Origin of the sequence: Pseudoalteromonas sp. A22, from assembly GCF_018141345.1 — a bacterium.
GTDB classification, from domain to species: domain Bacteria; phylum Pseudomonadota; class Gammaproteobacteria; order Enterobacterales; family Alteromonadaceae; genus Pseudoalteromonas; species Pseudoalteromonas maricaloris.
The window spans coordinates 37,501-59,666 of record NZ_CP047238.1 but is presented as its reverse complement, the minus strand read 5'-3'; the positions used below and the strand labels follow the sequence as shown (position 1 = coordinate 59,666).

The 22,166-nt window shown below is 44.8% G+C and carries 27 protein-coding genes, 2 tRNA genes and 2 rRNA genes (1 of these 31 running past the window's edge); 20 read left to right on the top strand and 11 right to left on the bottom strand.

Annotated features, from left to right (window positions below; all coding sequences use genetic code 11):
• The first annotated feature begins 69 nt into the window (after nt 1-69).
• The 3 genes from folM to folX are packed head-to-tail and all read left to right on the top strand — an operon-like array spanning nt 70 to nt 1,717.
• Entirely contained in the window at nt 70-786 is a 717-nt protein-coding gene (folM, locus tag GSF04_RS05385; RefSeq protein ID WP_211858960.1) for a dihydromonapterin reductase, read from the top strand.
• A gap of 6 nt (nt 787-792) precedes the next feature.
• Complete coding sequence (gene folE, locus GSF04_RS05380) at nt 793-1,347, top strand: GTP cyclohydrolase I FolE (RefSeq protein WP_039490987.1); 555 nt, start codon at nt 793-795, stop codon at nt 1,345-1,347.
• Nucleotides 1,348-1,354: 7 nt separating this feature from the next.
• A complete protein-coding gene (folX, locus tag GSF04_RS05375; RefSeq protein ID WP_010378103.1) occupies nt 1,355-1,717 on the top strand; it encodes a dihydroneopterin triphosphate 2'-epimerase in 363 nt (120 codons plus the stop codon).
• Between the two features lie 44 nt (nt 1,718-1,761).
• Here the strand turns inward: folX and GSF04_RS05370 are convergent, their stop codons facing one another.
• A complete protein-coding gene (locus GSF04_RS05370) occupies nt 1,762-2,190 on the bottom strand; it encodes a YqaA family protein (RefSeq protein WP_211858959.1) in 429 nt (142 codons plus the stop codon).
• A gap of 106 nt (nt 2,191-2,296) precedes the next feature.
• Here GSF04_RS05370 and GSF04_RS05365 point away from each other — a divergent pair, with 106 nt between their 5' ends.
• The 3 genes from GSF04_RS05365 (at nt 2,297) to GSF04_RS05355 (ending at nt 3,834) form a co-directional block, all read left to right on the top strand.
• Nucleotides 2,297-2,809: a thioredoxin-like domain-containing protein gene (locus tag GSF04_RS05365; RefSeq protein WP_211858958.1), complete on the top strand. Its 513-nt coding sequence runs from the start codon at nt 2,297-2,299 to the stop codon at nt 2,807-2,809.
• A 12-nt stretch (nt 2,810-2,821) separates the two neighbouring features.
• Complete coding sequence (locus GSF04_RS05360) at nt 2,822-3,286, top strand: DUF2721 domain-containing protein (RefSeq protein WP_017219384.1); 465 nt, start codon at nt 2,822-2,824, stop codon at nt 3,284-3,286.
• Between the two features lie 101 nt (nt 3,287-3,387).
• Nucleotides 3,388-3,834: a cytochrome c gene (locus tag GSF04_RS05355; RefSeq protein WP_010378096.1), complete on the top strand. Its 447-nt coding sequence runs from the start codon at nt 3,388-3,390 to the stop codon at nt 3,832-3,834.
• A 189-nt stretch (nt 3,835-4,023) separates the two neighbouring features.
• Here GSF04_RS05355 and GSF04_RS05350 read toward each other — a convergent pair whose 3' ends face one another.
• Nucleotides 4,024-4,209: a hypothetical protein gene (locus GSF04_RS05350; RefSeq protein WP_010604204.1), complete on the bottom strand. Its 186-nt coding sequence runs from the start codon at nt 4,207-4,209 to the stop codon at nt 4,024-4,026.
• 288 nt (nt 4,210-4,497) lie between these two features.
• Between GSF04_RS05350 and GSF04_RS05345 the strand changes: the two genes are divergently transcribed.
• Entirely contained in the window at nt 4,498-5,283 is a 786-nt protein-coding gene (locus GSF04_RS05345) for a YggN family protein (RefSeq protein WP_017219383.1), read from the top strand.
• A 38-nt stretch (nt 5,284-5,321) separates the two neighbouring features.
• Here the strand turns inward: GSF04_RS05345 and GSF04_RS05340 are convergent, their stop codons facing one another.
• Nucleotides 5,322-6,881: a PLP-dependent aminotransferase family protein gene (locus GSF04_RS05340; RefSeq protein WP_130163244.1), complete on the bottom strand. Its 1,560-nt coding sequence runs from the start codon at nt 6,879-6,881 to the stop codon at nt 5,322-5,324.
• On the opposite strand from GSF04_RS05340, the gene GSF04_RS05335 reads away from it, so the two are divergent.
• Entirely contained in the window at nt 6,880-7,794 is a 915-nt protein-coding gene (locus GSF04_RS05335) for a DMT family transporter (protein ID WP_039490974.1), read from the top strand. The genes GSF04_RS05340 and GSF04_RS05335 overlap by 2 nt on opposite strands.
• 41 nt (nt 7,795-7,835) lie before the next feature.
• On the opposite strand, the gene GSF04_RS05330 is transcribed toward GSF04_RS05335, so the two are convergent.
• Nucleotides 7,836-8,483 (bottom strand): diacylglycerol kinase family protein, encoded by a 648-nt coding sequence (locus GSF04_RS05330; RefSeq protein WP_249122435.1) that lies wholly within the window; start codon nt 8,481-8,483, stop codon nt 7,836-7,838.
• Complete coding sequence (locus GSF04_RS23320) at nt 8,474-8,677, bottom strand: hypothetical protein (RefSeq protein WP_249122434.1); 204 nt, start codon at nt 8,675-8,677, stop codon at nt 8,474-8,476. Before GSF04_RS23320 ends, GSF04_RS05330 begins: the two co-directional genes overlap by 10 nt.
• A 285-nt stretch (nt 8,678-8,962) precedes the next feature.
• Between GSF04_RS23320 and GSF04_RS05325 the strand changes: the two genes are divergently transcribed.
• The 4 genes from GSF04_RS05325 to GSF04_RS05310 all read left to right on the top strand — a co-directional run bounded on the left by GSF04_RS05325 (nt 8,963) and on the right by GSF04_RS05310 (nt 10,412).
• Nucleotides 8,963-9,109: a hypothetical protein gene (locus GSF04_RS05325; protein ID WP_017219379.1), complete on the top strand. Its 147-nt coding sequence runs from the start codon at nt 8,963-8,965 to the stop codon at nt 9,107-9,109.
• A gap of 224 nt (nt 9,110-9,333) precedes the next feature.
• Nucleotides 9,334-9,424, top strand: a tRNA-Ser gene (locus tag GSF04_RS05320).
• A gap of 18 nt (nt 9,425-9,442) precedes the next feature.
• A tRNA-Ser gene (locus tag GSF04_RS05315) sits at nt 9,443-9,535 on the top strand.
• 127 nt (nt 9,536-9,662) lie between these two features.
• Nucleotides 9,663-10,412 carry an MBL fold metallo-hydrolase gene (locus tag GSF04_RS05310; protein ID WP_211858957.1) on the top strand — a complete coding sequence of 250 codons (750 nt, stop codon included), beginning with the start codon at nt 9,663-9,665 and terminating at the stop codon, nt 10,410-10,412.
• On the opposite strand, the gene GSF04_RS05305 is transcribed toward GSF04_RS05310, so the two are convergent.
• Nucleotides 10,409-11,521, bottom strand: a complete 1,113-nt coding sequence (locus GSF04_RS05305; RefSeq protein ID WP_211858956.1) for an aminotransferase class V-fold PLP-dependent enzyme — start codon at nt 11,519-11,521, stop codon at nt 10,409-10,411. The genes GSF04_RS05310 and GSF04_RS05305 overlap by 4 nt on opposite strands.
• Nucleotides 11,508-12,695 (bottom strand): monodechloroaminopyrrolnitrin synthase PrnB family protein, encoded by a 1,188-nt coding sequence (locus GSF04_RS05300; RefSeq protein ID WP_017219376.1) that lies wholly within the window; start codon nt 12,693-12,695, stop codon nt 11,508-11,510. The genes GSF04_RS05305 and GSF04_RS05300 overlap by 14 nt, the downstream gene beginning before the upstream one ends.
• A 116-nt stretch (nt 12,696-12,811) precedes the next feature.
• On the opposite strand from GSF04_RS05300, the gene GSF04_RS05295 reads away from it, so the two are divergent.
• The 3 genes from GSF04_RS05295 to GSF04_RS05285 all read left to right on the top strand — a co-directional run bounded on the left by GSF04_RS05295 (nt 12,812) and on the right by GSF04_RS05285 (nt 15,740).
• Nucleotides 12,812-13,279: an Lrp/AsnC family transcriptional regulator gene (locus GSF04_RS05295; protein ID WP_211858955.1), complete on the top strand. Its 468-nt coding sequence runs from the start codon at nt 12,812-12,814 to the stop codon at nt 13,277-13,279.
• A 63-nt stretch (nt 13,280-13,342) separates the two neighbouring features.
• Nucleotides 13,343-14,617 (top strand): alpha/beta fold hydrolase, encoded by a 1,275-nt coding sequence (locus tag GSF04_RS05290; RefSeq protein WP_211858954.1) that lies wholly within the window; start codon nt 13,343-13,345, stop codon nt 14,615-14,617.
• Nucleotides 14,610-15,740 (top strand): GNAT family N-acetyltransferase, encoded by a 1,131-nt coding sequence (locus GSF04_RS05285; protein WP_211858953.1) that lies wholly within the window; start codon nt 14,610-14,612, stop codon nt 15,738-15,740. Before GSF04_RS05290 ends, GSF04_RS05285 begins: the two co-directional genes overlap by 8 nt.
• On the opposite strand, the gene GSF04_RS05280 is transcribed toward GSF04_RS05285, so the two are convergent.
• On the bottom strand, nt 15,720-16,310 hold the full coding sequence (locus tag GSF04_RS05280) for a DUF938 domain-containing protein (protein ID WP_211858952.1): 591 nt from the start codon (nt 16,308-16,310) through the stop codon (nt 15,720-15,722). The two genes, GSF04_RS05285 and GSF04_RS05280, sit on opposite strands and share 21 nt — an antisense overlap.
• A gap of 166 nt (nt 16,311-16,476) precedes the next feature.
• Between GSF04_RS05280 and GSF04_RS05275 the strand changes: the two genes are divergently transcribed.
• The 5 genes from GSF04_RS05275 to GSF04_RS05255 all read left to right on the top strand — a co-directional run bounded on the left by GSF04_RS05275 (nt 16,477) and on the right by GSF04_RS05255 (nt 19,569).
• Nucleotides 16,477-16,659, top strand: a complete 183-nt coding sequence (locus GSF04_RS05275; protein ID WP_010378070.1) for a hypothetical protein — start codon at nt 16,477-16,479, stop codon at nt 16,657-16,659.
• 117 nt (nt 16,660-16,776) lie between these two features.
• The gene (locus GSF04_RS05270) at nt 16,777-17,187 is read left to right on the top strand and encodes a hypothetical protein (RefSeq protein WP_045990608.1); all 411 of its coding nucleotides are present in this window, start codon (nt 16,777-16,779) and stop codon (nt 17,185-17,187) included.
• Nucleotides 17,188-17,195: 8 nt separating this feature from the next.
• Entirely contained in the window at nt 17,196-18,572 is a 1,377-nt protein-coding gene (locus GSF04_RS05265) for a class II fumarate hydratase (RefSeq protein ID WP_211858951.1), read from the top strand.
• Nucleotides 18,573-18,679: 107 nt separating this feature from the next.
• Complete coding sequence (locus GSF04_RS05260; RefSeq protein WP_211858950.1) at nt 18,680-19,180, top strand: hypothetical protein; 501 nt, start codon at nt 18,680-18,682, stop codon at nt 19,178-19,180.
• 8 nt (nt 19,181-19,188) lie between these two features.
• Complete coding sequence (locus GSF04_RS05255; RefSeq protein ID WP_211858949.1) at nt 19,189-19,569, top strand: hypothetical protein; 381 nt, start codon at nt 19,189-19,191, stop codon at nt 19,567-19,569.
• A 17-nt stretch (nt 19,570-19,586) separates the two neighbouring features.
• On the opposite strand, the gene GSF04_RS05250 is transcribed toward GSF04_RS05255, so the two are convergent.
• From GSF04_RS05250 to GSF04_RS05240, 3 genes are all read right to left on the bottom strand, one after another.
• On the bottom strand, nt 19,587-19,772 hold the full coding sequence (locus GSF04_RS05250; protein ID WP_010378060.1) for a hypothetical protein: 186 nt from the start codon (nt 19,770-19,772) through the stop codon (nt 19,587-19,589).
• A 238-nt stretch (nt 19,773-20,010) separates the two neighbouring features.
• Nucleotides 20,011-20,124, bottom strand: a 5S ribosomal RNA gene (gene rrf, locus GSF04_RS05245).
• 117 nt (nt 20,125-20,241) lie between these two features.
• Nucleotides 20,242-22,166, bottom strand: a 23S ribosomal RNA gene (locus GSF04_RS05240); it runs 959 nt beyond the window's last position.

Here is a 22,166-nt window from a genome sequence, read left to right as displayed (position 1 = left end):
TGTTGGCAGGAGATAACCAGTTATTCATCCTGCCAACCTTAATTTCTCAATTCACAAGGTGATTAACGTATGAGCCCCGCAGCTGCACCTATTTTAATTACTGGTGGCGCACAGCGCATTGGACTTGCTTTGGTGAAACACTTTCTCGCTAAACAGCAAGCCGTCATATTGACGTATCGCACCAAACATCAAGTTATTGATGAACTAGCATCGCTAGGTGCCATTTGTATCAAGGCTGATTTTGACGAGCCAGAAGCAATCACGCAACTCAACAACCAAATTCGTGCCCATACCGACGCACTCAGTGCCATCATCCACAATGCATCGAGCTGGGATTGTGAAGCCAACAACCCTGATTTTTCAGCATTATTCGACAATATGATGCGGATCCACGCTAAAGTCCCCTATTTGATCAATCATGCCTTGAGCGACTTATTGACAGCCAACAATAACGTCAGCGATGTGATCCATATTACAGACTATGTAGTAGAAAAAGGCAGTCCAAAACACATTGCCTATGCCGCTAGTAAAGCTGCATTAGATAACTTAACTCGGTCATTTGCCGCTAAGTTTGCACCTAACATCAAAGTGAATAGCATTGCACCATCTCTTATCATCTTTAATCAAGACGATAGTGACGAGTACAAGGCAAAAACCTTGAAAAAGTCTATTATGGGAATTGAGCCTGGTAGCAAAGAAGTTATCAATAGTGTCGACATGATACTCTCTAGCAACTATATGACAGGACGCACGGTACAAATCGACGGTGGCCGCCATTTGAGGTAACGCATTATGCAAGACAAATTACAACAGAGTTATAAAACAATTATTGACGCCGTGGGTGAAGATGCAGACCGCGAAGGATTATTAGATACGCCAAAGCGCGCAGCGAAAGCGATGGAGTATCTTACTCAGGGCTACCGTCAAACACTGGATGAAATCACCAATAACGCGGTATTCAGCTCGGATGCCGATGATATGGTGCTGGTCCAAGATATAGAGTTGTACTCTATGTGTGAGCATCACCTTCTACCTTTCGTTGGCCGTTGTCACATCGCTTATATACCTGACGGTAAAGTGCTTGGCTTGTCTAAATTTGCCCGCATTGTTGATATGTTTGCCCGACGTTTTCAAATCCAAGAGCAGCTAACTCATCAAATCGCCAAGGCCGTTGAGGAAGTCACCGGCGCAAAAGGCGTTGGCGTGATCGTCGAAGCCAAACACATGTGTATGATGATGCGTGGGGTTGAAAAACAAAACTCTAGTATGCGAACGTCTGTCATGCTTGGTAATTTCAGAAGCGACCCCAAAACCCGCAACGAATTTTTACAGTTAGTGAAAGGATAAGCACGCTATGTCGAATGCCATTATTAAGGTGACGAATTTAAGGCTACGTACCTTTATTGGTTTTAATCCCGAGGAGCGGGAAAAAAAGCAAGATGTCGTGATCAATATTGAAATTCACTACCCAGCGGATACGGCATGTTTAGATCATGATAACGTGGCTCACGCGCTTAACTACAAAACGGTGACCAAAGCTGTCATCACACTGGTAGAAGAAGGGCATTTTTTGTTACTTGAGAAATTAGTGGCTGACATACTTGCTGAATGTCATCAACATCAAGACGTGACGTATGCAAAAGTCACCGTAGATAAACCGCACGCTTTACGGTTTGCTGACTCAGTGTCACTCACGCTTGATTGGTACAGAAGCTAAATTAAGCGATAAGACCCTGATATGCACTTCCTTGCCTTCTGGTATTAAGAAATCACCTGTAAGGCAAGGTAAATCACCAGTGCGTAACGGGCGCCTTTACCGAGCGCGACTAGCACAAAAAACCACCCAAAAGAGGTCCGTAGAGACCCCGCTACCACAGTCAAAGGATCTCCGACTATGGGTAGCCAAGCAAATAGCAATGAAAACTTACCGTAACGATTAAATAGTCCACAAGCCTTATCATATTGCTGTTGAGAAACCGGAAACCAGCGCTTATTCCGCCACTTAGCGATAAACCAGCCAAGATAATAGTTGACACAGCTACCTAGTAAATTACCTGTTGTCGCAGCCAGCCATAACCAAACCAGTTCGCCTTGCTGTTTCACAACGAACCCACTTAGCGCCAGCTCCGACGACGCAGGTAATAAGGTTGCGGCAACAAAAGCAAGCCCAAATAAAAAAAGATAAATCATATCAACGGCTATAAGAAATTGGACTTTAAGAAATCATCTAAGTCGGGCAATATACTGAAATGAGCGCAAGACTTCAAAAACACCGACATGGAATCAAGGGATAGGCATGAAAACAACAATAAAAATGTTACTACTTAGCACCGTACTCGCTACCGGATTAAGCGGCTGCAAGGCCTCTAACGAAGCGCTACCACAAGCAGACGATGGCTATCAGACCTATATCCACACTGGCGACACCTTTAAACATTTGCAATTTACGGATATCAAAAACCAAGCCGTTAGGTTCGATGCTAATCACAAAAAGTTGGTAATTTTATTCGCGACATGGTGCTCCGATTCGCAACGCTTATTGAGTGAACTAAAACAATCTGAATTACTCACCCAAGCCGAGTTAACCATCGTTGCCATTGGTCGAGAAGAAACTAACACTACACTTGAGCAATTCAACGAAACCATGCAATTGCCCATCCATTTTGTTGCCGATCCCAATCGAGATATGTACAACACGTATGCCAATAAAGGCATTCCTAGAGTCATCTTGCTTGATGAACGCAACCAAGTGATACAAACCCTCATCGGTGAGCAACCCAACACCTTATCAAAACTAAACTGGAATTAACGAGGTAACTATATGAATCCAGAAGTCGTTAGCATTCTCACGATGGCCAAAGTTATCCAAACCGCCGTTGCCCCTGTATTTTTAATTACGGGTATTGCTGCGACCTTAGGGGTACTATCAAACCGCTTAGCACGGATCACGGATAGGGCGCGTTTACTCGATCGCAAGATTAATACCACGCAAGATGAAGAACTCAAAATGCACTTTAGCCGTGAAATGCGCGCACTGTTAAAACGGTCTCGTTTTATTCACGTTGCATTTAGCATGAGTGTACTCAGTGCGTTGCTTGTGTGTGCAGTGGTTATGCTGCTGTTCATGTCGCACTTGTACAGTATGCCATTGGGTATTACTTTATCGTCTTGTTTTATCGCGGCTATGGTGCTGCTTATTGGCGCGTTTGTCTCTTTGCTTGGAGAAATCTTTCTGGCCACCCGCAGTATGCGCAGGGGCATGATATTCAAAGACATCGAGAGTTGATTATTTAAAACTAGTTGCTTCCGTCACAGGACACTTATCGCAATTGTTTGATTATATTTGTAATTTACATTGAAAATAGGGAAAAATATTAGGGGTTTACTATGAAGAAACTACTTACCGTCACACTATTTAGCTGTCTTGCAGCAACAGCACAAGCTAACACTATGTTTGAATCGGCTGAAGATGCAATTGAATACCGCCAAGCGTCTTTCCAATTGATCCGTTTCCAGATTGGCAATATGGGCGATATGCTAAAAGGCAAAGTACCATTTGATGCTGAAGTATTTAAGCAACGTGCTCACAATGCTGCGCAATTATCGCAAATGCCTTGGGAAGCATTTATCGACGGTTCTGACAAAGGCAATACTGATGCCCTACCAGCCGTTTGGTCAAACAGAGCTGAGTTCGATGGTAAAGCCAAGCAATTTGCCGAGTATGCTCAAGCACTGGCTGTTGCAGCTGACTCTGGCGACAAAAAGCTGATTGCTTCTGCATTTAAAGATTGGGCAAAAGGCTGTAAAGACTGCCATAAATCTTTTAAAGATTAATACCAATCGTATAAAAACAAAACAGCCGCATATTTGCGGCTGCTTACTATCTGAATAGTTCGTCACTCGCTTGGTTATCACCAACGACACAGTGACTCAGACATCGCACTGAGTAACCCACAGCCCTGCTTAATCACACAGCCAAATTGAATTACTGTCAGTGCTAGACTCGTAGATGACGTCTAGTGATCAATCATCAATATAGTCGAAATCATCATCGCCTAGATTTCTACGTAGGCGTTTTTGCTCTAAGTAGTCGTCTAGCTTTCTTTTGACTTTACGCTTTTGCTTGTCATGTTGGTTACGACCCAACTTTTCAAATTCATCGTCTGCAAAATCATCATCAAGCGCATCGTAAGAGAATGTCTTACCCACAACTAACTCCAAAATAAAATAGTCATTAATAAAATGAGAGCCGTCTCTCAAGATCACTATTTAGCGCTAAATTGTCATTCTGAAAAGTGAGAGTTTCTTATCCTTACAATAAAAATTTTTTATTGCCTAATTCATTTTGACAAAAACAACTATATTTTAGTCAATTTCATCACTTTTAGAGCACATTAACTTTCAACAATAAAATACAATATATTGATTTTATTTGAGTTTATATTTGGCATTGTTCTTGTAACAATAATCATGCAACTGAGCCAATAAGGATCGACCATGAATAAAATTTTACTACTAACAGCAGCAACAATGATGACAACCACTGTCGCTGCACACGAAAAAAATAACATCACGTTTAGCGGTGACAATTGTGAAGTAGAATTTCAGAATGACGTTAGGATCACGCCTGATAACTTGGTGATCACAACGGCCAAAAACAAAACAGCTGAGATCAACAACCTTGGCGAACTGACACTCAATGGCGAGCGCATCACACTTAATACACAGCAAAAAACGATGCTCACGCAATACGGTGATGAACTAAGAGGCCGCCTACCACAAGTGGCTGATATTGCTTTTGAAGGCATAAAGCTAGCGGGCGTTGCCCTTAATGAAGTGGCGCAAACCTTTAATTTAACCAGTTTAGATAGCATCCATGCCGTGATCGATGACCTCGAAACAGAAGTGCAAAATACGTTTTATCAGCAAGGTGCGTTTGTGATGGGCAAGCAAACCTTTGATGAGTTTGGCCAAAATTTCGATAATCAGTTTGAAGAAAAAATCGAGACTGCAGTACAAGGTGCCATGATGCAATCGATAGGTAGCTTACTGGTTGCGATTGGCAACGAAATGTCAGATGCAAACGGTGATATGAGCAGCTTTGAACAGCGTATGGAAAACTTCGCAACACAAATCGAAACCAAAGTTGAACAACAGGCTGAATCTATTGAGAAAAAAGCAGACGCACTGTGTGGCGACTTTGAACAAATAGCGAAAAACGAAGCCATTGTCGCAAAGTCTATTCCCGCAATGTCAGAGTACCAACTGTTTAAATTTAAATAATCTGACGTTGGCATAACTTACTTTTAATTCAGGATACGTTATGCCAACCCTTTCCTTTGTGCATCAGCCAACTCCCCCAGCGTTTTAATCGCTTGCTCTACCGACGCATCCCACGGCAAACCATAACTGATACGTATACAATTTTGATACTTTTTGCTGGCACTAAATAGCGTACCGGGCGTAATACTGATCCCGCGCTCTAAGGCTTTTTGGAACAACAAGGCACCATCAACGTGCTTACCTAAGTCTAGCCACAGCACACAACCACCTTGCGGGCGACTGACTCTTACCTCACTACCAAACGCAACATTCACCGCTTGGATCATACGATCTCGATTCTCAATTAACCGTTTACGGACCAACTTTAAATGGCGCTCGTAGCCTCCGGAGCTGAGAAAATCCGCCAGTGCCCATTGATTCATTAAAGAGGACGAGCAACTCAACGCACGTTTTATGCGCTTTGCTTTTGCACTAAATTGACTGGCGACCATCCAACCCACTCGATAGCTGGGCGCTGCGGTTTTTGAAAATGACGCACATGTGATCACTAAGCCCTTTTGGCTAAATGCTTGTGCCGGTATGCCGCGCTGCTCGGTAAAATATAAATCACCATACACATCGTCTTCTATCAACACCACGTCACGTTGCTCTAATAGCGCCACCAGCTGCGCACGTCTCGTATCTGGCATAAAGCTACCAAGCGGGTTACTAATACTGGTAGAAAACACACACGCTCGAATATCATGCTTTTCAAGTGCCCGTTCAAGGTCGCTCAGCCAAATGCCATCATCTGGGCAAACAGGTATTTCAATGGCCTTTAACCCTAAGTTTTCAGCCAGTTCAACAATGCCAAAATAACAAGGGGATTCAATCGCTATCACGTCTCCGGGCTTGGTCACCGCTTGTAACGCAATCGCCAATGCTTCTTGCGCGCCATTGGTGATCACCACTTCATCCATATCTATTGCTAAGCCCATATCCAAATAACGCCGCACGATTTGCTTTTTTAAACTATCTAAACCATCCATAGGACCATAATTAATGAGTTCATTCCCTGCTTCTTTCATTGCGCGGCGCATAATTTTGGCAAGAACCTGCTCGGTACCAGCAATGGCGATGGGGTTGGCGATACCTAAGGGGATTGCATGCGGCTGATGGATCCCCTTATACACTTGTTCAATCAACGCCTGCTTGTTCACCACCACAGGTTTGGCGGGCAATCGTGCACGCTTCGGTGAGTCGTTGTGCGAGGCTCTGTGGCATAAAAAGTAGCCGGACTTCTCTTTGGCAATGACTTTTCCTTGATCTTCAAGTGCTTGATAGGCCTGCTTTACCGTTGGGATACTGACATTTAAGTTTTGCGCCATAACACGCAATGAGGGAAGCTTTTCGCCCGGTAAAATAGATTCTTGTTCTGCCATCGACAAGATCATTTGGATCACCTGCTGATAGAGAAAGGCGGAATGTTGGCGTTGAATAACGGTACTCATAAGCAATAATCTGTATAGGTATAAATTAGCAAATTCTGTATATAGCTTATACAGAATAACAGCGTAAACTACAGACTTCCACTGCTGTTTGAATCTAGAGCCGATCATGAAAAATCTATTTCTTTACGCCATCACTGTGTTGATTTGGGGATCAACATGGCTTGCCATTGAGTACCAACTTGGCAGCATCAACGAGTTTGTGTCGCTGTTTTACCGCTTTGGCCTCGCCGCGGTTTGTATGTGGGCGTTTGTCATCTATAAGCGTGTGCCAATGCGATTTTCTCGCCGAGATCACGGCTTTTTCATCCTCTTAGCGTTATGTAATTTTGGTGCTAACTATCTCTTCTTGTATTGGGCTCAGGCACATTTAACGTCAGCAATGGCATCAATTGCGTTTTCATTATTATTGGTCGTTAACATCGTCAATACTAAGTTATTTTTTGCCAAACCGATTGCAAAGCGAATTTACTTTGGTGCATCACTGGGCACGCTTGGGATAGTCAGCTTGTTTTGGCACGACTTGGTCGCATTTGATTTGCAAAGCGAGGCCTTCTTGGGATTATCATTAGCTCTATTAGGAACAGTGGTCGCGTCACTCGGTAATATGGTGAGCGTACGCAATTCTAATCAGCAAATTGATGTTATGGCGGGAAATGCGTGGGGTATGCTTTACAGCGCTGTCATGTTAGCAACCTATGTCGCCTTTAGTGAACATCAGTTTATCAACCAAGCGCCGGCATCATATTGGTGGTCTCTGATTTACCTCAGCGTGTTTGGCACCGTCATTGCCTTTGGTTGTTATTTCTCACTACTCAAGAATATTGGGCCTGAGAAAGCGAGTTATTTGATAGTGTTATTTCCTTTTGTTGCCGTGGCCTTGAGTACCTTATTTGAAGGCTTTGAGTGGCAGCAAAACACCTTTATTGGGTTTATTTTGGTCATCCTAGGTAATGCGATTGTACTCACGCCTTTAGATCGCATCTACGCTTGGTTGTCCATTCGGTCCCCAGTTAGAAGTTGAAGTCTTACCAATGCTTTAGCTTCTTACTTTTCAGCGCCATTTTATAATGGCGCTTTTTTTATGTTCAGAGCTCGGCGGCAGCATGTTATCGTCGCAGGCGTGCGCCCAACAATCTCGCCATCAGCCTCGATGTCATACCCCTCTTGTGCGATATAAAGCTCTGCAATGCGACCGTGGTGCACATTTCTTGTGCCCATATGACGTTTAAGTAGCATATTGACAAACAATATCACCCGCTGCCAATGCGTTTGCGGTGTAAACCACAGCAGCTCCAGCTGACCGTCATCAAGGCAAGCCATAGGAGCAGGAGTTAACCCTGCCCCAAAGTGTTTGCCATTCGCAAGTAACAACATCATACCCTGCTCAGGCCACGTATTGCTGTGGTAGCGAATGAGTTTGGCAGTAAACAGCGACATTAATCCCGCATAGGTATAGCTCAGCTTTCCTAGCCGTTTGGTCTGTCCTAAGTTATTCATGACATGCGCGTTAAAGCCAATCCCAGCAACATTGACAAACCAGTGCCCATCCACTTTACCCAAATCAATACTTGAGATCTTGTCTGAAAATACAGCTGCTCGCCACTGTGCTTTGGAATAATTAAACTGCCGAGCAAAATCGTTGCCAGTCCCCGCTGGCAGCAGTGCAAGCGTGTTATCCCGTTCAGCAATGGCATTGGCGACTAGGTGCAAAGTGCCATCCCCCCAATCACCACCACGCTCACTTCCGCCGTAGCTGCTTGAGCAATTGCGTCCCTATCTGCGACAAAGTTTCCAGTGGTATTAAACCAAGTTGCCGTCAACTGTTGTTGTTTTAATTGTTGCTTTAACCATGCAATTTGCGCTTTCCCCTCAGCACCCGCTAAAGGGTTGACTACCACCAGCATAAAAACCCTTAAATACAAAAACTCAACTTATATGAATAAAAAACCAAAACTAAAACCAAAAATAAAAAACAAAAACCACAAACGCCCATATTAATTGGGATGCAGCCTAATAAAGACAATCACACTTATGCATAACCATGCAAAAAAGCCATTAAAATAAAAATGAACAAACCATTAATTCATTAGTTATTTTTATCCGAAAACATCAATTTTTATCGTTTTAAATTTAAACAAATTGCGTGCAAAATAGCCTTGTTTTCAATCATAGCTTATTAGGAGCCAGACATGCTTAATTCAGCTGCACCTTGCAGCCCATCACAAAACACGTTTAACCAAACACAACCAACTAAACAACGTCGTATCAATTGGACGAAGTGGTTGGCAGTATGTGGTCAACACTTAGCGTTAAAAGACGTGATTATGTATAAGTAAGTCTGCACAGAGCATGGCGTCCCAACCCGCCATGCTCTCGTCAGCATTTGTTTCAATAGACCATAAAAGCACCACTTCAACCAGCATTTTTGTACAAAACCTCTTCGTCAAACCGCTAATTTCTAGCACAATTTTAAAAAAACCTCACTTTTAGCACATTTTTTAAGCAAACAGTTTAAAAACGGTTTACAGCGCCTAAATCGCTAAGTATTATCTTTGCCCATGGAGAGATGGCTGAGTGGTTGAAAGCACCGGTCTTGAAAACCGGCATACGTTAATAGCGTATCTAGGGTTCAAATCCCTATCTCTCCGCCATTTTTAAAGTATTGCGCCGGAGAGGTGGCCGAGTGGCTGAAGGCGCTCCCCTGCTAAGGGAGTATAGGGTTTGTAGCCCTATCGAGGGTTCGAATCCCTCCTTCTCCGCCATCACTTATAAAAAAACCGCTTAATTGCGGTTTTTTTATGTCTGCGATTTATCACTTCCACACACAACTGGTCAGATGTCTTCAACCTATGCTATGTTGAGATCTGATTGGGGAAATGAGTGTGACGAATGAAAATCCATGTCTTAGAAGGCTATATTCAACATATTTATCTGGTTGAGCACGAAACGGGCCTGCTGTTACTCGACGGTTGCTGTCGTGCCGATGTTGAGTTGGTCTGCAACTACATCCTGCAACTGCAAAAGCCACTAAGCGCACTCAAGCTGATTGTGGTCACGCATATGCACCCAGATCATGCCGGTGGCGCGCACAAACTCAAAAAACTCACGGGCGCAAAGATTGCGGCCGCAAATGCCCCCAGTCAGTGGTATCGTGGTATTGATGGTGTCATGATGCACCTCTCCGATATGGCACTGGCACTTTGGGTTGCAGGGAGAAAGCGCAAGGCCAAACGTAATCTTTGGTATCCAAGACAATTATCACCAGATTTTTACCTAGCCGATGGTGATAGCTTGCCCTACTTTAACGAATGGCAAGCGATACACACACCCGGTCATACGGATAGAGATTTGAGCTTGTATCATCTACCCAGTAAGCGCATCTATGTGGCGGACTTGACGGTAAAAGTGAAAGGACAATTTGTTGCGCCTTTTCCGGTATTCTATCCACGCTTGTATCGCCAATCTCTTGCCAAAGTCGAGGCACTACAACCCCACTCCGTGATCTTGGCGCATCAAGGAGAGGTACTTGCAGAAGAAATTGATTTCAACGCATTGATAGCGCGCGCGCCCAAGCAACCAATGACACATTGGCGCTCGGTGAAGAAGAAGACCAAAAAAGCACTAGGGTTAGGAAACTAGCTTTCGTTGATAGCTCGCACCAACTGCGCGATGTCCTCCTGACTATTATAAATATGTGGTGAGACACGAATACCGTAGCGACGATTATCCACAGCAATGTCTGCGTGCTTAAGCTGCTCCATCACTGCCTCATGCTGCGAGCCAAAATGCAAAGTAGCGGTCCCAGAGCAAGCACTCTGTGCTGTAGGAGAGCGATAAAATTCAGGCAATGCCGCTTGTAACTGAGATAACAAAGCAAAGTTGTACGCTCTTACTTGCTCAATCCCAAGCTCGGCAAAATAGCCAAGGCTGTGCCCCGCATAGATATAAGGTGCCACACTTGGAGTACCGCCCCAAAAACGCAGCGCACTTTCACTCAGCGCAAAATGATGAATATCAAACTCGAATGGATTTTGATGCGAAAACCAGCCAACGTCTTTTGGTTCACAATAAGGCAAGACATCCTCATTCACCCAGATGAAACCTGCGCCAGGGCCACCGCAGCTCCATTTCACACAAGAGCCGATAACGCAATCCGCACCCCACTCGCTTAAATTTATTGGTAATACACTAAGTGACTGAGCAATATCAATAATACTTCGACAACCATATTGGTTAGCAAGGCTAATGATGTCAGCAACAGGCGCCTGCTGACCGCTGTTCGAATAAACATGACTGACAAATACCCAATCAATTTGCTCGTCAATATAGTGCTGCCACACACTTAAGTCGTGCATATTCATCGCTTCGGGAATATAAACAATCTCAATATTGTCCAGCGCATTTTGTAACGCAAATCCCATGCTGGGGAAGTCTTGCTCACTCATCAATACGCGTACTTTGCGAATGCCACTTTCGGGCAAACTCATCGCCCATTTCGTTAAACCACTGGAAAGGTTTGTTTGCGGACAAAACAGGCGCGCATCCGTGTGTAATAGGGAAGCTAGGGCTGAGGTAAAGCGATCAATACCGCTTAGCCACTGCTGCCAAGGCTCTTGATTTTGTTGTTGCCACGGCACCATAAATTGCTGATGGAAATCTTCCGCTGCAGATTTCAACATACGACCAACGGAATGACTCAATAAATAGCGACCCGTAGGCAAGTGAAAATCATCCCTATATTGCTTCATGCTTAACCCCTATTGCTTGGCGTAATCGTTTTAAATCATGATGCCGAGTAAAGATATCAGCGCGCTCGGCAGCGGCTCGCCTATCTCTTAAGTCTGCGAGTTCTTTGAGTAACACTTCAATCGGTGGACCACTGGCGGTCACTTTGCTTAAGTGCTGTTGCTGCATTGCTTGCGAAGGTTTGGCGATATACTTTTCGACGAGTTGATTGTGATGTTGTATGGCCGTATCTCCATGCAGCTTACACACTTGTATAAACAAGCTACAGGCAGGGCCAAACCAATCACTTTTCGGCCCTTTCAATGCACTCAGAAACGCATCCATTAAATTAGGCGTGCGCATGCATTCACGCAGTGTTGCTTGGTCTTCTGGCATCATATAGAGGAATTTTTCCACCAGCATTTGACCGTAACTAATGTCGTTCGCCGGGCATAACCCCAACATCATATCGATAACATTGATACCCGCAAAATCTCCAGCGTTTGCGCCACGATAGACCTCTTTACCAACTCGGTATGGTTTATAATAGGGTCGTACAACATAAAAGAATGCCTCGGTATCTAGTTCCTTAAATAACTCTCGATTAGACTCTATCACCTCAAGCAGCGCTTGCTTAACTTGTTTGAGTAGCACCAATGACATGGGATGAGAAATTCCCAAATGATGCACCTTCATTAACGATTCGGACGCACGTTTATAGGCAAGAATGGCCTGAGTATTGTAGTCGATGAATAAGCGCTCTGCCGGATGAGAGGTAAAGCGCTTATACACGCCGTTGATTGCGCGGTTGTGTGTGGTGAGATGAGCCGTTGCGAAGCGTGGTGTAACTCCCAAAGAGGCACCAATATGCATAGCCAGTGCCGATGCTTGTGTTAGTGGAGACACCCTTTCACGGCTTGGCTCGGTAATTTCGTGGCGTCTGCATGCAGCCATAAATAGACCAACGTTACCGAGTAAGTCGAATGCTTGCTCAAAGCCTTCGTCGGTATTGCCTTCTTCTAGCAAGGCTTGGATCAGTTGATTACCTTCTTCTAATAACTGTGCTTTTAGCGTTTCACCAACGCCTTCAACGTTTGCTTTATCCTGCTGCTGCCAATAAAGATGTTCAAGCTTGTCGTTAAGGTCGACAAACGGACCTCTAATCCAAGCGTCAAATTGTACGGCTAATGGACTCATGATTACTTCTCGTGATTATTCCACAGTTAAGGCTAGCAAATCACCACGAGCATAATTTGCCAATTTTCTCTAAAAGTTTAATACTGATTAGCAAGAATCACTCTTTTATTTCGTTTATGTCGGTAAATCTAGATACCAAGGACAAATTGCTCCTTAACGCCTTGCAACATAATGCACGTTTGAGTAATGCCTCACTCGCCGAAAAGGCAAACCTTTCTGATACTCCCTGTCTTCGACGCGTAAAACGCTTACAAGATACAGGAGTAATTTCAGGCTATCATGCGGCACTGGATAGAGCACAAGTTGACCTAAGCATTTTGGTTTATGCATTTATAAAGCTCAGTGAAAATACCGCAACCGCAGCGCATTTATTTGAACAACACGTGGAATCTGAAGATCAGGTGATTAGTTGTTCGGTGATCTCCGGAAGTCATGATTACCTATTGGAAATCGTAGCAAAGGATTTGCCCAGCTATGAACAATTTGCCAAACATCAACTGGGCGCCTGTAAGGTAATTAGCGGGATTGAATCAACGATTGTCCTAAAGCAAACTTTTGCAAAACGCACATTACCGATCCGCTAACCATTTTTATCGTCATCTGTTCTCGCTATACTGCATGTGATTTTATGCTCATAAGGACCGACTATGCGCCACTACCTTACCTCCACAGTATTTGCTTTTAGCCTGCTTGCCTCACCTTTGGTCATCGCACAAGACTGTGTTACCCAAGTGAGTGATATGTCGCTATTCACCAAGAGCAAAGCGTCGGGATTATTCCGCGAAGCAATCGATAAAGGCCCCGTCACCGTCGATGTAGGGAATATAAAAAACTATATCGATTATATTCGTTCTACCAAGCAAATTATTGAAAGCCGCAATCCTCGCGCTACACTGCCGTGCCCGTTAATGACACCCACTGCAACATTACTCAACCTGACAACCCCCAAGGTAAGTGACTTAATCGCGCCATTTTCACTTGAGCATGACAACAAAGATCACGCCATTTTACTTATCCATGGTCTGACCGATTCTCCTTTTACTTTTCACTACCTTGCGGCAGCACTCTATGAAGCAGGATACAATGTCAGAACCATGTTACTGCCAGGCCACGCGACTGCACCAAGCGATTTAACCGAAGTTGATATTGACGATTGGCAAACCCATACGGATTATGCCATCGCACAGACGAGCCAAGATTTTAAGCATTTTTCCGTACTTGGTTATTCCACTGGTGCCGCCTTGGTGCTGAGTAGCATAGCAAAGCACAAGCCCAATAATTTAGGCTCTGTTGCACTTATCTCACCCGCCACAGAGCCACATAATAAGAACGGTTGGCTAGCCAAGTGGATTGATTACGTGCCATTTGTCAATTGGATAGATGAAGACGCTGACTTGGATTTCGCCAAATATGAATCTTTCCCATGGCATGGCGCAACGTTAGCCCATCAGGCTATGGCGCCACTCAAATCACTCACCACTTTGCCAGATGTACCGATGTTTATCAGCTATAGCGATGTCGATACCACCATAGACAATCATGCAACGGCAAAGCTGCTAGAAAAATGGCAACCTAAATCAACATTGACCCAATTTATCTACTCGGAAACGCCATCGACTAAGCAAGGTGTGAATTATCGGAGCGTGAAAGCCGACAACATTGTCGATATGTCTCATATTGGTATTTTGCAGCCACCTGAACATATTTTTTACGGCCGCAAAGGGCCTTATCGTAATTGCACCAGTTACCACTTAGAAGACCAAGCCTTCATTAACTGCCGCACAGGTAAAACTGTCCATTTTGGCGAGCGTCACGAGAAAAGCATGACGCAATACACCGCTCTTGCGCGGATCACGTTTAACCCTGATTACAGCAACTTTGAGCAAGCACTGCTCGCATTTTTTGACGGCCACAATGACTGAGTACCAACACAGGTTTATTCATTCCCTGACTGAAGTGACAGAAGCACAGTGGGACTGTGTTTCACCATCACATGTATTTACGAGCTACGCGTGGCTGCTTGCATTAGAGTTGAGCGGCTGCACCAGCAAAGAGACTGGCTGGATACCGCATCACCTAATGATTGAACGCCAAGGCGAGTTGATTGCAATTTTACCAGGCTATATTAAATCGCACTCTTATGGCGAGTACGTTTTTGATTGGGCTTTTGCTGAAGCTTACGAGCGCCATGGATTAGATTACTATCCGAAATGGCTATGTGGCGTCCCCTTTACGCCCACTCAAGGGCCAAGAATATTAACGAAACGTCTATCTTCTTGCTTGCTTGAATATATTGACGCTACGCTCACGAGCCTCGCCCAACTAGGCATTAGTGGAGTCCATATAAACTTTTGTCGTGAAAGCGATTTTCTCACTCAGAGTCATTTAACGATGCGCCGCAATGTGCAATTTCATTGGCATAATCAAGGTTACGCCGAGTTCGATGATTTTCTCGCACGACTCACATCAAGAAAGCGTAAAATGGTCATGAAAGAACGCCAAGCTGTGACTGCCCAGGGTATTAACATAAGCTGGACTGTTGGCAGAGAAATAAGCACAGCACAACTTGATGCCTTTTTTCTCAGTTACCAGCTCACCTATCTTAAACGCTCGCGGCACCAAGGCTATCTCTCTCGTGACTTTTTTCAACAAGTTATCACCTCAATGCCAGATAAGCTTCGTCTTTGCTGCGCTTACTTAAACCACGAAATTATTGCCACCAGTTTATATCTTGTGGATGGTGATACCTTGTATGGTCGCTATTGGGGCGCAATTGAGGATAGTTACGACTTTTTGCATTTTGAGCTATGTTACTATCAAGGCATAGAGTACGCCATTGCTAATCAGCTTGCTGTCTTTGACGCAGGTGCTCAAGGCGAGCACAAGTTAGTGAGGGGTTTTGAGCCGGTGTGGAGGCAATCGTATCACCGCTTATTTCAATCTGACTTTCAACACGCGCTTGAGGATTTTACCAAGCGCGAAGCGGACGCACTCGGGCATTACTTTACCGAGTGCCAAGCAAAACTACCGTTTAAACACCAATAAGCGATTATTAGCCGGCATCGCATAGTCTTGCTGTAGTGTAAGTCCTTGCTCTGCCGCAAGCGCCAATACCCATTCTTGATCGCGAATGCCACTCTCTTTGTCTTGCGATTTTAAATATGCATCAAACTCTCGGTTACTCTCGCTGGTAAATTCACCTTGATAATTAAACGGCCCATAAACTATCAGGTAGCCGCTTTCTTTAAGGTGTCGTCCAACTCCTGCGATTAAGCGCTCAACGAGTGTTGATGACACAATGTGCAAGGTATTAGCGGTATAGATCACATCATAACGCTGATTAACAGGCCACCCATGGTACAAGTCTAGCGCCAATGGCGGTAAAGCATTTTCTAACTCGGCGTCATCAAGCCACGCTTGAATACCTGCGTGATTAACCTCCCTGTCCGCCGTCTGCCACGTTAAATGCGGTAACGCCGCAGCAAAGTGCACCGCATGTTGACCCGTACCAGAGCCTACCTCTAGCACTTCCAAAGGTTTATTTAGATAGGGAGTGAGCTTTTCTAATATTGGCTGTTTATTATTTTCACACGCTTGAGAGTATGGTTTTGTCATCCCGTTTGCACTATTTTGATCGATTTATGCGCCCCATTGAGGCAAGAATTTATCTCAATTGCAAGGCAAATAGCTAAAACTTCCACTAAGCAATTAAAATTAGAAAAGAAATTTATTTTGGTACAACTTCTGCTAAGTTTAAAGAGTACTAAGAGGAGAAGCGAGCATGAAAATTTCAGAGATCACCCAAATGCCAAGCCAACTTAAAAGCGAAGGACTTGTCCTGAAGAAGCGTAAAAATACCTTCACGAAAAGTCGCGCTTACCGACAAGAAGTCGCTAACCTGATGCAACTCGAAGAACAAGAGAAAGAGCATTCAGAGCAGCAATATCTCCTCGGCTATAATTAAGCTCAATCACACTTTCTTAAATTCATTTCAGACTCATAGTGAGCTGCTATGGTGAATGCTAAACAAATTGTTTGGCAGTGCGAATACTAAAGCTTGAATTGCCAACCAAACGATGTAATGATAACCATTATCATTACATCGTTTGATTTTGTATTTATGCAGCTAGCTACTTTATTACAAACTTATCGTGCGAAGCTTAATCGCCACTGCCAGCGACCACAACTCGAGGCGCCGCTCTTGGTTGCGGAATATATTTCGGCAGGCATAGGCATGGCGAAATGGTACGAGCGCCATAATAACCCGCTGCTGCAAGAGCTTTATCTTAAAAATACATTGTCCGAACTGTTAGAACAGATTGCCGATCCACTCGTTGATACAGCCATACGTAAACAATGCATGGATCAATTATTTAAGCCTTTGTTGGCACTAAAACGGTTTTATAAACATCACCATACTTCGTCACGGCAATTTTTGAAGCTCCAGCGAGATGCGTGCCAAACCTGCCAGCAGTTTAACCCTTTTTATTAGGAGCAACGATGACTACATTTCGTCAAGAATCCGATAGTATGGGAACATTAGATGTTCCTGAGCATGCGCTCTACAAGGCGCAAACACAACGCGCTGTAAATAACTTTCCTATTAGCGGGATCGCAATGCCAAGTAGCTTTATCAAAGCCTTGGCCTATATCAAACAAGCCGCAGCTGAAACCAATCAATCCCTTGGCCATCTATCAAGTGATAAAGCAAAAGCAATTGTGAGTGCCTGTCAGCAGCTCATTGATGGCAAACACTTAGATCAATTTCCGGTAGATGTCTTTCAGACTGGCTCTGGTACCAGTTCAAACATGAATGCCAACGAAGTGATCGCCACGCTGGCGACTGAATTAAGCGGTGTCGCAATTCATCCTAATGATGACGTTAACATGGGCCAAAGCTCAAACGATGTGATCCCAACAGCGATTCACGTGAGTAGTGCAATCACAGCAGTGTATGACCTTCTGCCAGCACTAAAACACTTATCTAGTAGTATTGAACAAAAAGCAGAGCAAGTTGGTCATCACGTTAAAACTGGTCGGACGCACTTGATGGATGCAATGCCGGTGACCTTTGCACAAACATTAAGTGGCTGGCAAGCGCAAGTAGATAACGCCTGTCAGGGCATTGTTCATTCCTTAGAAAAAGTTTACGAGTTAGGTCAAGGTGGAACAGCGGTAGGCACAGGTATTAATGCCGATCCTCAGTTCGCTAAATTATTTAGCCAAAACCTGAGCACTAACATCGGGATCCGTTTCAGTAAAGGCAATAACTTTTTCTATCATATCGGTTCACAAGACGCGATTGTGGGACTGTCAGGCCAACTTAAAACCTTTGCAGTAGCACAAATGAAGATAGCCAATGACTTGCGCTGGATGAATTCAGGACCGCTTGCTGGCCTAGGTGAAATCGAGCTTGAGGCACTACAACCAGGCTCTTCAATCATGCCAGGTAAAGTAAACCCAGTTATTCCAGAAGCGGCTGCAATGGCCAGTGCTCAAGTGATAGGTAATGACGCAACGATTAGTGTTGCAGGCCAGTCTGGCAATTTTGAGCTGAATGTTATGCTGCCTGTGATTGCATTAAATATTTTGCAAAGCATTGAGATCCTCTCAAATACCGCGAGGCTACTTGCGGACAAAGCTATCTCAAGCTTTAAAGTAAATGAGCAAAATATTCAAAAGGCACTGGCTAAAAACCCGATTTTAGTTACCGCGTTAAATCCTGTGATCGGGTATGAAAAAGCAGCACAAATTGCCAAGCTTGCCTACAAAGAAGGACGTCCAATCATTGAGGTCGCTGCTGAGCAAACCGATCTGAGTGAAGACAAACTTCAATCATTACTCGATCCGCAAAAACTCACCAAAGGCGGTCTATAGCGCCGTCCTTCACAGCCTGCAATCACATATAGTGTATGCAGGCTGCAGAGCTTGCTATTCCTTAAGGACTTGCGTAGTTTAATTAGCAAACATTAGGAGAGCATATAATGAACAAGATGATCCCCACTTTACTTGCAACCTTTTTGCTGTTTGGTTGCCAAGAAGAAGTAACTAAAGAACAAACTGTAGAACAAAAAGCACAAGAAACTAAGCCTGTAAGCGAAAAGCACACCGAAGTTAAAGAATCAAAAGAAGCCAGCTTACCTATTCAACAAGATGGTAAAAAGCTCGATACCTCTGACATCAAAACCCATAAACAGTCATTGGAAAGCGTGGTGGCCGACAAAAGCTGTGATAACGATACCCAGTGTAAAGTCATTGCCGTTGGCGATCGTGCCTGTGGTGGCCCTTCTTCTTATCTAGTGTATTCAACAAGATCAGCAGATGAGGCGCAAGTTGAGCAGCTAGCGGAGCAAATTACTACATTAGAGCGCGCCTATAATATGCAAAATCAGATGATGAGTATCTGTCAGCATTTAATTGAACCCGCAACACAATGCGTTGAAAATAAGTGTGTTAAACTAGAAAATAGTCGTCCTACTTACTAGAGGCAATAATGAAGTTAGCTATTTTTATCGCTTGCATCGGCACGCTAATTGCGGCGTTATCTGGCTGTGAAATGACACCAAGCGATGCAACAAGTCGCTCGAATGCTACGCATACACTCAGCGATATAAGAGCAAATATAGGATGTGATGCAAGCTATCAGTGTAAAGTAATTGGAGTAGGTGAGCGATTAACCTGTGGTGGACCAAGAGAATACCTGATCTATTCAACGAAGCATACTGATGAGCAAGATGTAGAAGCAGTCGTTAGCGCTATTACAAAGCAAGAAAAGCTGAATAACAAAGGAAAAGCGCCAGCGGTTAGTTGTGAACCTGTGATGCCAATACAAACACTATGTATTGCCCATACCTGTCAGGCTGTGCCTCTATAGACTGATGAGCACTCAGGTTATCGGATAAGCTCATTGATCACTGAGATCACCATCACTAACAGCGCACAAATACTCGCATTAATAATGTACTTCACTTCAAGCTGCTTCTTAATCCAATAGCTATACATAAAGCGAATTAAGTAAGTGGCTGAAGTACCAAACAATGCAAATATTACCAACAGTGCAATTAAATGAAATGACACGCTAAATCCCCGGTTTTTAACCCATCATATCGTTAATTGACCCTTCCTTATAGCCCTTATTGCATAAAACCACATAGCAGCTTCTCGCTTGCAACCTATCGGCGGGTAAACCATCTCCTACCGTGTTGTACTGTGCTTATGTTGTGGTGGGAGTGGGAGCGAGTTCATCTCGCGAGGTTTTCAAATCACACATAGCAAAAAACCCGCTGCATTACTGCAACGGGTTTCTCTTATTTGGCCCTGGCGATGTTCTACTTTCACATGGGTAATCCACACTATCATCGACGCTGTTTTGTTTCACTTCTGAGTTCGGCATGGGGTCAGGTGGGTCCAAAACGCTATAGTCACCAGGAAATTCTGTTCATCAATGAAGTCTCCCTCATCAATGTAAATCCGGAAAAAGCTATTAAATTCTTTTGTCTACTTTAGTCTATTAACTTCTGTCGCTTATAAACCACTTTGGCGTTGTATGGTTAAGCCTCACGGGTAATTAGTACGAGTTAGCTTAATGCCTCACAGCACTTCCACATCTCGCCTATCAACGTTGTAGTCTTCAACGGCCCTTCAGTTGACTCTAAGTCAAAGTGAGAACTCATCTCGAGGCCTGCTTCCCGCTTAGATGCTTTCAGCGGTTATCAGTTCCGAACGTAGCTACCGGGCAATGCAATTGGCATCACAACCCGAACACCAGCGGTTCGTCCACTCCGGTCCTCTCGTACTAGGAGCAGCCCCTCTCAATTCTCAAACGCCCACGGCAGATAGGGACCGAACTGTCTCACGACGTTCTAAACCCAGCTCGCGTACCACTTTAAATGGCGAACAGCCATACCCTTGGGACCGACTTCAGCCCCAGGATGTGATGAGCCGACATCGAGGTGCCAAACACCGCCGTCGATATGAACTCTTGGGCGGTATCAGCCTGTTATCCCCGGAGTACCTTTTATCCGTTGAGCGATGGCCCTTCCATTCAGAACCACCGGATCACTATGACCTACTTTCGTACCTGCTCGACGTGTCTGTCTCGCAGTTAAGCTTGCTTCTACCATTACACTAACCGTACGATGTCCGACCGTACTTAGCAAACCTTCGTGCTCCTCCGTTACTCTTTGGGAGGAGACCGCCCCAGTCAAACTACCCACCAGGCACTGTCCTCAACCCCGATTCAGGGGCCTAAGTTAGAACATCAACACTACAAGGGTGGTATTTCAAGGTCGGCTCCACAGAAACTAGCGTCTCTGCTTCAAAGCCTCCCACCTATCCTACACATGTAGGGTCAATGTTCAGTGCCAAGCTGTAGTAAAGGTTCACGGGGTCTTTCCGTCTAGCCGCGGGTACACAGCATCTTCACTGCGATTTCAATTTCACTGAGTCTCGGGTGGAGACAGCGTGGCCATGGTTACACCATTCGTGCAGGTCGGAACTTACCCGACAAGGAATTTCGCTACCTTAGGACCGTTATAGTTACGGCCGCCGTTTACCGGGGCTTCGATCAAGAGCTTCGCCTAAGCTAACCCCATCAATTAACCTTCCGGCACCGGGCAGGTGTCACACCGTATACGTCATCTTACGATTTTGCACAGTGCTGTGTTTTTAATAAACAGTCCCAGCCACCTGGTCACTGCGGCTCTCGTTTGCTTACAGAGCAAGTCTTTCACAAACAAGAGCGTACCTTCTCCCGAAGTTACGGTACAATTTTGCCTAGTTCCTTCACCCGAGTTCTCTCAAGCGCCTTAGTATTCTCTACCTGACCACCTGTGTCGGTTTAGGGTACGATTCAGTATGAACTGAAGCTTAGAGGCTTTTCCTGGAAGTAGGGCATCAACAACTTCACCACCTTAGTGGCTCGTCTCGACTCTCAGCCTTAGCAACCCGGATTTTCCTAAGTCACCAGCCTACAGCCTTTCACATGGACAACCAACGCCATGCTTGCCTAGCCTGCTCCGTCCCCCCATCGCATTCATACCGAGTACGGGAATATTAACCCGTTTCCCATCGACTACGCTCTTCAGCCTCGCCTTAGGGGTCGACTCACCCTACCCTGATTAACATGGGATAGGAACCCTTGGTCTTCCGGCGGAGGAGTTTTTCACTCCTCTTGTCGTTACTCATGTCAGCATTCGCACTTCTGATATGTCCAGCATGCCTCCCGGCACACCTTCAGCCACTTACAGAACGCTCCCCTACCCCGCAGACAAAGTCTGCAGCCGTAGCTTCGGTGGTATGTTTAGCCCCGTTACATCTTCCGCGCAGGCCGACTCGACTAGTGAGCTATTACGCTTTCTTTAAAGGGTGGCTGCTTCTAAGCCAACCTCCTAGCTGTTTTAGCCTTCCCACATCGTTTCCCACTTAACATACACTTTGGGACCTTAGCTGACGGTCTGGGTTGTTTCCCTC

Excerpts from the sequence above, each read along its gene's own strand:
- folM (WP_211858960.1), top strand. The coding sequence starts at position 70 with ATGAGCCCCGCAGCTGCACCTATTTTAATTACTGGTGGCGCACAGCGC.
- folE (WP_039490987.1), top strand. The coding sequence starts at position 793 with ATGCAAGACAAATTACAACAGAGTTATAAAACAATTATTGACGCCGTG.
- folX (WP_010378103.1), top strand. The coding sequence starts at position 1,355 with ATGTCGAATGCCATTATTAAGGTGACGAATTTAAGGCTACGTACCTTT.
- GSF04_RS05370 (WP_211858959.1), bottom strand. The coding sequence starts at position 2,190 with ATGATTTATCTTTTTTTATTTGGGCTTGCTTTTGTTGCCGCAACCTTA.
- GSF04_RS05365 (WP_211858958.1), top strand. The coding sequence starts at position 2,297 with ATGAAAACAACAATAAAAATGTTACTACTTAGCACCGTACTCGCTACC.
- GSF04_RS05360 (WP_017219384.1), top strand. The coding sequence starts at position 2,822 with ATGAATCCAGAAGTCGTTAGCATTCTCACGATGGCCAAAGTTATCCAA.
- GSF04_RS05355 (WP_010378096.1), top strand. The coding sequence starts at position 3,388 with ATGAAGAAACTACTTACCGTCACACTATTTAGCTGTCTTGCAGCAACA.
- GSF04_RS05345 (WP_017219383.1), top strand. The coding sequence starts at position 4,498 with ATGAATAAAATTTTACTACTAACAGCAGCAACAATGATGACAACCACT.
- GSF04_RS05335 (WP_039490974.1), top strand. The coding sequence starts at position 6,880 with ATGAAAAATCTATTTCTTTACGCCATCACTGTGTTGATTTGGGGATCA.
- GSF04_RS05340 (WP_130163244.1), bottom strand. The coding sequence starts at position 6,881 with ATGATCGGCTCTAGATTCAAACAGCAGTGGAAGTCTGTAGTTTACGCT.
- GSF04_RS23320 (WP_249122434.1), bottom strand. The coding sequence starts at position 8,677 with ATGCTGGTGGTAGTCAACCCTTTAGCGGGTGCTGAGGGGAAAGCGCAA.
- GSF04_RS05325 (WP_017219379.1), top strand. The coding sequence starts at position 8,963 with ATGCTTAATTCAGCTGCACCTTGCAGCCCATCACAAAACACGTTTAAC.
- GSF04_RS05310 (WP_211858957.1), top strand. The coding sequence starts at position 9,663 with ATGAAAATCCATGTCTTAGAAGGCTATATTCAACATATTTATCTGGTT.
- GSF04_RS05305 (WP_211858956.1), bottom strand. The coding sequence starts at position 11,521 with ATGAAGCAATATAGGGATGATTTTCACTTGCCTACGGGTCGCTATTTA.
- GSF04_RS05300 (WP_017219376.1), bottom strand. The coding sequence starts at position 12,695 with ATGAGTCCATTAGCCGTACAATTTGACGCTTGGATTAGAGGTCCGTTT.
- GSF04_RS05295 (WP_211858955.1), top strand. The coding sequence starts at position 12,812 with ATGTCGGTAAATCTAGATACCAAGGACAAATTGCTCCTTAACGCCTTG.
- GSF04_RS05290 (WP_211858954.1), top strand. The coding sequence starts at position 13,343 with ATGCGCCACTACCTTACCTCCACAGTATTTGCTTTTAGCCTGCTTGCC.
- GSF04_RS05285 (WP_211858953.1), top strand. The coding sequence starts at position 14,610 with ATGACTGAGTACCAACACAGGTTTATTCATTCCCTGACTGAAGTGACA.
- GSF04_RS05280 (WP_211858952.1), bottom strand. The coding sequence starts at position 16,310 with ATGACAAAACCATACTCTCAAGCGTGTGAAAATAATAAACAGCCAATA.
- GSF04_RS05275 (WP_010378070.1), top strand. The coding sequence starts at position 16,477 with ATGAAAATTTCAGAGATCACCCAAATGCCAAGCCAACTTAAAAGCGAA.
- GSF04_RS05270 (WP_045990608.1), top strand. The coding sequence starts at position 16,777 with ATGATAACCATTATCATTACATCGTTTGATTTTGTATTTATGCAGCTA.
- GSF04_RS05265 (WP_211858951.1), top strand. The coding sequence starts at position 17,196 with ATGACTACATTTCGTCAAGAATCCGATAGTATGGGAACATTAGATGTT.
- GSF04_RS05260 (WP_211858950.1), top strand. The coding sequence starts at position 18,680 with ATGAACAAGATGATCCCCACTTTACTTGCAACCTTTTTGCTGTTTGGT.
- GSF04_RS05255 (WP_211858949.1), top strand. The coding sequence starts at position 19,189 with ATGAAGTTAGCTATTTTTATCGCTTGCATCGGCACGCTAATTGCGGCG.